This window comes from Noviherbaspirillum sp. (assembly GCF_036846085.1).
Lineage (GTDB): Bacteria > Pseudomonadota > Gammaproteobacteria > Burkholderiales > Burkholderiaceae_D > Noviherbaspirillum.
Window position 1 is genome coordinate 1 of record NZ_DAIUCO010000215.1, and the last position, 9,449, is coordinate 9,449.

5 protein-coding genes are annotated in these 9,449 nt (G+C 59.6%); 1 reads left to right on the forward strand and 4 read right to left on the reverse strand.

The window, feature by feature from the left end:
* The 3 genes from tssM to tssK all read right to left on the reverse strand — a co-directional run.
* On the reverse strand, positions 1 to 3,455 hold a 3,455-nt coding region (gene tssM / locus V7080_RS19970; RefSeq protein ID WP_334190149.1), incomplete at its 3' end, for a type VI secretion system membrane subunit TssM.
* The gene (gene icmH / locus V7080_RS19975) at positions 3,452 to 4,774 is read right to left on the reverse strand and encodes a type IVB secretion system protein IcmH/DotU (protein ID WP_334190150.1); all 1,323 of its coding nucleotides are present in this window, start codon (positions 4,772 to 4,774) and stop codon (positions 3,452 to 3,454) included. The genes tssM and icmH, both read right to left, overlap by 4 nt.
* On the reverse strand, positions 4,771 to 6,111 hold the full coding sequence (gene tssK / locus V7080_RS19980) for a type VI secretion system baseplate subunit TssK (protein WP_334190151.1): 1,341 nt from the start codon (positions 6,109 to 6,111) through the stop codon (positions 4,771 to 4,773). Before tssK ends, icmH begins: the two co-directional genes overlap by 4 nt.
* 380 nt (positions 6,112 to 6,491) lie before the next feature.
* Between tssK and V7080_RS19985 the strand changes: the two genes are divergently transcribed.
* Entirely contained in the window at positions 6,492 to 7,136 is a 645-nt protein-coding gene (locus tag V7080_RS19985) for a response regulator transcription factor (RefSeq protein WP_334190152.1), read from the forward strand.
* 16 nt (positions 7,137 to 7,152) lie between these two features.
* Here the strand turns inward: V7080_RS19985 and V7080_RS19990 are convergent, their stop codons facing one another.
* Entirely contained in the window at positions 7,153 to 8,691 is a 1,539-nt protein-coding gene (locus tag V7080_RS19990) for an ATP-binding response regulator (RefSeq protein WP_334190153.1), read from the reverse strand.
* Positions 8,692 to 9,449 lie beyond the last annotated feature (758 nt).

A 9,449-nucleotide genomic window follows, 5' to 3' on the forward strand; every position in this document is an offset into this window, starting at 1 on the left:
ATGCGGAACAGCGCCCAAGGCCCGTCGAAGGTTTGCGTCTCCCCATCACCGCGCGCGGAAAATGTCTGCAATGTGATGCGGTTGGTCGAGCGGGGGCCAGGCCACTGGACGGATATCGATGGCGCATTGTCATGCGCATAGCTGATCAATTGACCGTCGACATCAAGGATCAATTGCGCAATGGCAGGGTCCATGCTGACCGGGCGGATATCCATGCGCAACACCAGCCCGTTGCTGCCGGGCGGAAAAAACACGCGCTGGATTTCCTGCGCCCTTTCGAACTGCAGCAGAGCGTCGCTTGTCCCGCTATTGGACGCATCGCCCAGGTTGCGAAAACGCCATGGGCGCGACGAGGTATCGACCAGCGGCGCGAGGTTTTTCTGGAAGAAGTCGTCCATCACGCCGTCTCGCGCAAGGATGCGCGCGAAGTCTTCCGGGATGACATCCTTCCTGCTGCCCGGCACGAATGGATAGCGGCCGGCGAGCGCCTTGTTGCACGGTTCGGCAACCATGGCGGCGAGGCGTGCGTTGATATTGCCGCGGCTGCCGACGACGGCCTGGCGCAGGCTTTCATTGGCGAGGCCGTTCAACATGCTGCGCACCGGTTCCGGCATGCGTGCCGCTTCGGCCTTTACCCGATTCGGCACGTCGCTTTGCGGCAAGGTGTTGCCGGCCTTGATCGCCGTTTCCGTGGCGCTGAGCAGCGTGTAAAGCTCGTTGATCAGTTTGAGGGAGCCGTCGGCCGGCGAAGGCTGGTTGGGGCCGGCGCTTCGCACGAAGCGGCGCAGGTCTTCAAACCGGTCGTCGACGATCGCTTCGATGCCGCGCTGCTCGGTGCCCGGTTGCCGGTCGGAAGGAGACTGCGTCGTATCGTTCGTCCCCTGCAGCAGCGCGCCGAGCTTTTCCTTGCCCTGTGCAAGCAGTTCGCTTCCTTTTCCGGTCAAGAATCTGTCGCTTCCCGGCGGCTCGCCCAGGGTGACTTCCTTTGCCATGGCACGCAGGAGCCGCGGCAGCGGCGAATCAGGGCCGGACAATATCCTTGCCTGTTCGATGCTTTGGCCGAGGGTCGCCGTTTTCGCCAAGCCGATGTCGGCAATATAGCGCTCCCATACCGCGACATAATCGAGCAGGTACAGCCGCCGTACTTCATCGGCCAGCACATCGTGGGCCGGCCCCTGTGCCGGTCGGTGCGCGTTGCCGGCATCGGTCACGCCGAGCACCCATGCTTCCTCGTCGGCCAGCTGCGTCACCGCTTGCGCAACACGGGGATTGAACCCCTTGTAATAACCGTTATAAGTAAACAGGCCCGGCACGCCGCTGGTGATCGGCTGGCCGGAGCGGCGGATGAACACAACCTGGCTGTGTGCTCCGCCGGCGTCGATCGCCCGGAAATCCCGCAACTGGGTGTTCATTCCCTGGCGCTTGATGCGGCTATAGACGCGATGCACGAGCGGGGCCTGCAACTGGGCGCGCCGCACACCCGCAACCAAAGCCGGATCGGGCGCCACGGCAGGCCCGAGCGAATCGCGCTGCAACAGCGCTTCCATATGCTGCAATATGCGTTGCCGGATCTCCGGCGGCAGGCGCCGGGACTGGTCGTTTTCCAGGTCGAAGGCAACCCATGCCTTCAATGAATCCGCATCCAGTTTTCCTTGTCGGTGCAGCATCAGATATGCCTTCAGGGTCTCATACTGAAGTTCCGGATTGCGTGCCTGCTGACGCAGGCCGGATTCAATGCGGCGGGAAGCGAAGGGGGCAAGATACTCGGTAAGAAACCGGCCGTAGATCTGGTCGGCGCCGGCCATGATTTTCTTCCCCTGAAAAAGTCCGGCGCGCACATGCAGCGGCGGGTTTTCCGGATCAACGACCGCGGTATGGGCAAGGTCGCGCGCGGCGTCCAGCACGGCGACCAGGTTGGTGATGTTATCGGCGGAAGGCGGATTGGTGACGAGCGCCTTTTGAAAGGCCCCGGACTTGGCTTCCACTTCATTGATGTAGGCACTATTCCCGAAGAAACTGGCGGTCCATATGGCGATTGCCGTGAGTACCGCAAGCCCGCCGGCCGTCATGCCGCTCCACTTGAGGCGATGCAGCCGCTTTTCCGCCGCGTGGCTTGTGCCGGCGAGTCCGGCCTCCGCGAACACGACGTCATCGAGCAGGCGGGTAATGAAGAACGACTTGCCGGTAGGGCGCTGCGGCGGCAGCAGCTTGCGCTCGATGCCGAAGGAGCGGGACAGCGATCCCAGTACGCGGTCGATCGGTGTGCCTTCCTGCGTGCCGCTCGTGAAGTACACACCGCGCAGGCCGCTTGGACCGGTGAGTCTGGATGATGAAAACGCCTGGCCGGCGAATGCCGATACGGCTTCCTTCAGCTGCACCCATTGATAAGGGAAGCCGTAGACCAGCGCGCGTGCGTTGCCGTCGCGGCTTGCCTGCAACCTGTTCAGCAATTGCGCGAACAGTCGGTCTTCGAGTGTGTCGAGCTGGAGGCGAAGATGTTGCTGCGAATTTGTATTCCCGTCGCGATCGCCGATATCGAAAGTGCAGCCCCAGACCTGTTCACGCTGCTCGCGGTCGAGGTCTTCGAAAAACTGCGTGAATCCCGGCAGCAGGTCTGTCTTGGTGACCAGCAGGTAAACGGGAAACGGATGGCCGACGTGCTGCTGCAGTTCCGTCACCCGCGCGCGTAGTGCGGTGGCCTGGCGCTGCATTTCCGCCTCGGTCGCGCTGCCGCCGAGCAGGTCGGAGGCGCTGATGGTTGCCAGGACACCGTTGATGGGTTGGCGGGGGCGGAAACGCTTGATGAGCTCGATGAAATCCTTCCATTCGGCCGCATCGGAACGGGCATCGCTGTCCTGCGTCGTGTAGCGCCCTGCGGTATCGATGAGCACCGCGCGGTCGGTGAACCACCATTCGCAGTTGCGGGTGCCGCCCACGCCATGCAATGGCTCGTTTCCGAGCGCGTCGGCGAGCGGAAACTGGAGGCCGGAATGCTTGAGCGCGGTTGTCTTGCCGCTGCCGGGTGCGCCGATGAACAGGTACCACGGCAGCTGGTAAGCATAGCGACGGCCTGCAAACCGTCCCAGCCACGATGGTTCCTCGTCGGCCGTACCGAGTTTCATGGTTTTCAGGAGCGCGGCCGCTTTCTCGAAGCGTTCCCGGATTTCGGGCGACCCCGCGGACACGGACTTGCCTTTGTTGTCGGCATGGCTGACCAGCAGGTCGAGCATCTTTCGGTTGCCGAGCCGTGCCTTTATCTGGCGCACGACGTGCCGTATTACCCAGAATGCGATCAACAGGGTGATCAACGCCACCCGCGCCCATTCCGGGTCAAGCGGATGATAATCCGCAAAGGCAAGAAGCGGACCGGCGAACCAGATGACAAGCGCAAGGACAACCGCGGCCAGAACACGCTGCAGCCACGTCGATCTCAGGAAGCCGAACATCCGTTTCATGGCGCCCTCCGCTCGTTGGCGACGAGGGTGATCGTTACCCGCCGGTTCCTGGCTCGTCCTACCGAAGTGTCGTTGGACGCGATCGGGTCGAACTCGGCCTTGCCTTCGGTCCTGATGCGTTGCGGTCCGATCACCGCCGCCAGAATTTTGCCAACGCCGTCTGCGCGTTCCTGCGACAGATGGAAATTGGACGGGAAACGCACCGACTTGATTGGACGGCTGTCGGTGTGCCCCTCCACCAGGACCATTCCCGGGTTCTCCCGCAATGCCCTGGAAATACGGCCCAGCAGGGGGCGTACTGCATCGGTGACCTGGGCACTGCCGGGTTCGAAAATACCGTCGCCTTGAATGGTGACGACGCTTTTGTCGGCACTCTCCTGGACGGACACGAGGCCGGCAGAAATTTCCGCCTCGAGGAACTGCCGCAGGCGTGGCTGCGCAGGCGGCAGGATGGCCGGTTTCGTATTGGCTGCCGTCATCGCAACGGCCGGCGGCTTCAGCCCCTGCATCATCGCGAACACCGGATCCGACCGTGCGTTCAACAGGATCCGGTAGGCGATAAACGTGGCCATGGCCGCCGCGAGGCAAAACGCCAGAAACACCCACAGCGGCGTCATCGCGAACCAGCGCCGTGTCTCGACCAGCGCCGGCCGCCATGCCGCCGATAAGGTGCGGTCGGCCTCTCCGCGTTGCTGCTGCAGCATCTGATACAGCCGTTCGCGGATGCTCTCCAGATGTGACCGGCCGTTCTCGGCGACCCGGTAGCGTCCTTCGAAGCCGAGCGACAGGCAAACATAGATCAGCTCAAGCAGGTCGACATTTGTCTTCGGATCCTTCGCCAGCCGGGCGAGCAGCTGGAATACCTTCTCGCCGCCCCAGGTTTCGCTGTGCATGCGGACCAGCAGGGTGTCCCGTGCCCATATGCCCCCGCTGCCCCACGGCGTGCTGGCCGCGCATTCGTCGAGAAATGTGCACAGTACGTATTTCGCTGCGACCACCGTTGCACGCGGTATCGCGGCGCTATTCACCTGCTGCTCAAACTTGTGGATGCCGTTCGTCAGCTCGTCTTTCAGCCGATATGGGTCCGGGTGGGACGGACTGTGTCGGATTTGCGGCGCAATCGCGAGCAAGGGGCTGGCCGCGGCGAGGATGGGATTGCGCGATACCGAAGGCAATGCATAGGGTATCGCCTCGACAGCAGGCGGCACCGTGCGTCTGGTACCTTCGGCGGAGGCAGGCGGATGGCGACGCTTGCCTCCCGGCATGGGGCGGACCACGGAACGGTCCGCATCCGTCGGCCTGGATCGGGCGGACGTCATGACTGTCCCTTGATCGCCCAGAGTTCGAGTTCAAGGTCGGGAAAATCGCCAGAGATATGCATGGCCAGTCCGCCGGACGTTGCCATCTTTCGCCACAGTTCATGTCCCTTATCGATTTCGAAATAGTTGAATCCCGCATGGTAGGGAATCTGGCGAGGAACGACAGGCAGGGGCCGCAGCGGGATGCCTTGAAGTTGCAGGTTGACCAGGTCGCGGATCTTTTCAATCGTGCCGATCTTGGTTTGCGTCGGAAACCGCGCCCGTATGGTATCGCTTGGCAAGCTCGCATTGACCGCAAGCACAAAACTCGATGACGACAATAATTGCTTGTCGTTGATGACGGCAACACGTACGCCGTATTTTCGGTCGTGCAACTCGATCTGGAGTGCGGTCTGTTCCAGGACCATGCTCAGCGCCAGGCGTAACTGGAGAATCAGCGGCTCGAAGCAAAGCGCCAGATCGTCATGGTTGTATGGCGGCAAGCTGCGGGTCAGCCGGCGCTCGTTGCCGAAGCTCGACAACTCTCCGGCCATTTCGAGGCATAGGCAATACAATCGTTCGGGATGGAGTTCCGGTACGCCGGCAAGATGTGCAAGCAACGAGCCGTACCTGTTGACGATCATGAGAAGAAGGAAGTCGGCGACCTCGCCCATTCCGCCCCGGCCCGGTTGGGACAGGCGTTGCGACAACACCTCGCTGCGCTGCTGCACCAATCCGCGCAGCTCGTTGAGCCAGCTGCGCAACGGCATGCCGGCATCCACTGCCAGCACCGGCGGAATATAGCCTGGGTCGAGCACGATTTGGCCATCCGCCCGGCGTTCGATGACGCGGGCGACACCAAGCTTCGCGAATCCGCCTTCCTGCAACATCCCTGACAATAGACGCAGGTTCAGTCTTCCCAGCTGCACCGGAACGCGTTCGGTGAACCCCTCGTTAACATCACGCAATTCCACGACATGCGCGGTAAAGCGGTGCATGCTCGGTCGTGCCGGCGGCTCCAGAACGACGGAAGGCTCGCTCTCGCTTTCGAGAGGAAGGGCAAGATATAACACGGCATTCCTGATGTCGGTGCCAAGCTCCAACGGAGCAGGTTCAGCATCTTGGTCGGGAATATCAAAAACTGTCCCGTCCGGCAGCACACCGGACGCCGAAGTAACGCGAACCTGGCCATGTGCCAATGCCGCCCGATCCAGCGTGAGCTCGGAAAACCCCCAGCCGTAGCTGTGCAAATGCTGCGTCTTGTGATGCAGCAGGCCTTCGAGATAGCGTTCCTGTTGCTGAAAATGCTGGGTCTGAAGAAATGTCCCTTCCGACCAGACAACCTTGTTTTTCAACATGAGCAGTGACTCCCGGTAAGCACGCGGTGGCGGCATTTCTCCGCTGCGGCGTCAGGATGGCCAGACACGCGTTGCCACCGTCTTCGGGGTGTTGCATTCGCCAGGGAGCGAACTCCAATGGGCCCGGCAGATCAAAGCACGATGCGCAAAGCCAGGTCCGGGCACAGAACGAAGGATGATACGGTGGGGTCATAGCGTCCGATTGCCTTTCGCTTCTCACCCGTGAATCGCCTGTCATTGCCCCATCTTTTCACCATGGGTTCCTACGATACGCCAACATCAAGGCTTGTTCGATAATACTCAAGTAGTAAAGACAGTCATGCGCAAGCCCTGTAGGCTTGTGACGGACTTGTTCTACCAACCCGAAAAGGCCGGACTCTATGAACGTGCTGATAATCGACGACCACACGCTTATCCGGGAAGGCATTGCGATGATGGTCAAGTCGATGCGGCCGGAAGCGGGTGTATGGCTTGCCCGGAGCGCCGCTGCGGGTGTGGAAATCGCCGACAGGGAACATATTGACTTTACGTTTCTCGATCTCCAGCTTCCGGATGAATCGGGCTTCGTTACCCTCGAGCGCATGAAGCGGCAGCATGAACAAATGTCGGTCGTGGTAGTGTCCGCCAACGAGAATCGTTCTACCGTCATTCGCGCCCTCGAAATGGGCGCGACGGCATTTGTCCCGAAATCGTCCAACTCGGCACGGATCAAGTGCGTGGTGCAGGATCTGCTTGATGGCAAGGTGAGTGTGCCCGACAGCGCACTTGCCCCGGACAACGCAAGAGGCGATTCAGCACATGACGGCACAGCCGAGGACGAGTGGAATTTCACCGATCGTCAACGAGAGGTGCTTGCCTTGCTTGTCTTGGGCATGTCGAACAAGATGATTGCACGCAAGCTGGATATCGTCGAATCCACCGTCAAGATCCATGTCAGCGCCATCCTGCGCGCGATGAAGGTGGCGACCAGAACCCAGGCGGTATTGGAAGTGGCGCGCCGGGGTATTGTGCTGCCGCTGTTCTGAGAATGCACGGCTGAACTTAAGCGGCTTTTCCGAGATTCTCGGTGGCTTCCTGGAAAGCGTCGGCGATCGCGGCATAGAGTTTGGCCGCGTTCACCGGCTTGCTGATGAATCCGTAACCCATCTCGGTCACTTCCTTTTCAAGGCAAGGGGAGCACTCGCCGGAAATAACGATGACGGGCACCGAGTACGGCAGCAGGGGAAGGACCGCGGCTGTGACATCGAAACAGGTGTGATGATTGGCCAGGCGATGGTCGGTGATGACCACATCCGGAAACCGCGGACTGTCCAGGATGAATCGCGCTGCCTCTTCGGAAGATCTGGCCGCGATACAGTGGCATCCCCATGACCGCAGGAGCGCTTCCATTGCCGCGAGGATGTCCACTTCATCGTCAACCACGAGAACTAATGCACCCTTGAGATCCGACACCCCGCTGTCGGAATACGCATCATGGAGATGATCAACCACGCTTGCGCTGCCCGGTACCCGTACTTCGAAACACGAGCCGCGTCCCACCGCCGAACGTACTTTGACCGAGTGATCAAGAATGTGTGCAAGGCGCCTCACAATCGCCAGTCCCAGGCCTGATCCTTTACGGCGGTCACGGGAGGGGTTGTTCAGTTGGACGAACTCCTCGAATATCGATTCGAAGTGGTACTCGGCAATGCCGCACCCCGTATCGATCACCCTGATTTGCAACCCGCTCTCCCGCTGCCTGATACAGAGCATGATGCCGCCACGCTCGGTATAGCGAAACGCATTCGAGAGCAGGTTGCTCACCAGTTCGGTCAACAGAACCGGGTCACTTCGAATCTGCAAGCCCGGTTTGCAGCAAATGCGGAAGTCGAGCGACTTGCTGGCAGCCACGGCGGAAAAGCGGGACTCCAGCGTTTCGAGCATCGAGAGAGCATCGAATGTTTTCACGGCCGGGGTGATCACCCCGGTATCAAGGCGGCCGATGTCCAGCAATCGGTTGAATAACTCGTCGAGTCCCGCGAGCGACCGGTCCAGTCGATCCAGCAAGTAGTAGGCTTGTCCGTCCAGGACTTCCGCTTTGAGTGCCGCAACGAACAGGGTGACCGCGTGCATGGGTTGTCTCAGGTCATGGCTGGCAGCGGCAAGAAACCGTGTCTTCTCAATACAAGCCTGTTCGGCAATGAGTAACGCTTTTTCCGCCTTGTCCAATGCGACCACATGCTTTTGCAGTGACTCCTCGAGTTCGTGATAGGGATGCAGGATCGAAATCTTGTCCCTCAACAGGTCTTTTCCGTTGCGCATATCCTGGCGCAGCGCTGACACGTAAATATATAAAAGGAGCGACATGCCTCCGAGGAAAGGGATGAAGAACCTGTTGTCCGAAATAAAAAGCAGGACTGAAAAAGGGAGCAGCATCACGCAAACGCTCGACACGACCGACAACGTGTGCTTGAACATTGCATAGGCGATTGCCGTGGAAAGGCTGAGCAATATGCAGGCGACAACGATCTGGCTGTAGAAATCCGAAGGGACGATGAAAGCGCACAAGCCCCAGGGAACGGCCCAGAGAAGAGTTGTCAATGTATATGAGTGGGGACTCCGGCGCGTGGCATCGGCGAAACGTCGAACTGATTTTCGAAAATACCAGAACGCGATTGTCCAGGAGGCGAGAAGGCAGGATGCCCACAACAGCGCGATGCCAGCCATTTCGGTATCGGAAAGCTCGTATACAAACCCAACTGCTGCGAGCAGGTTCATTGCTATCAGCATTCCGATACGGTATTGCTCATCAACTGGTTGCGCAGCTTGATATGCAGGACCTGATGATGAAGCCGGCTGTGCAGTTCTGGCATTCCACATTGTCTTCTCACCTTGCGCCATGGAAGCACCTGCGCATCTGATCAATATATTACTGATTCTTGGTTTGAAGTCGACGGACACGGCGAACGCAAAGTTTGCGCAATCTTAAATGGCCCCTATATTTCTTTTGTCTAATTAAATTGCGTCATCGCCTGCAGGTACTCGCATCATGGCGATCGGTTCGTGCCATATGTCGTTGCAGGCAAGTGACCATATCCACGTCACAATGACTGGTATGGAAGAATGCATGCGCTAGGTGATGACGCTGCCAGTCATCCTGGCACCGGAAAGACAGGCCTTGCAAATGTGAATTCGAATTCGCGGCGGTGCTTCTCACGCAGGCGGCCATTTATCCGAACGCAGCATTGCCATGCCCGGTCCGATTCAAGGACCGAGTACGGCTCTTTGACAGTCATCTGATCGTCAAAGAGCCGCCACAATCGGCCACAATCCGCGTTGCGCCTAAAAGTACTTCTTCA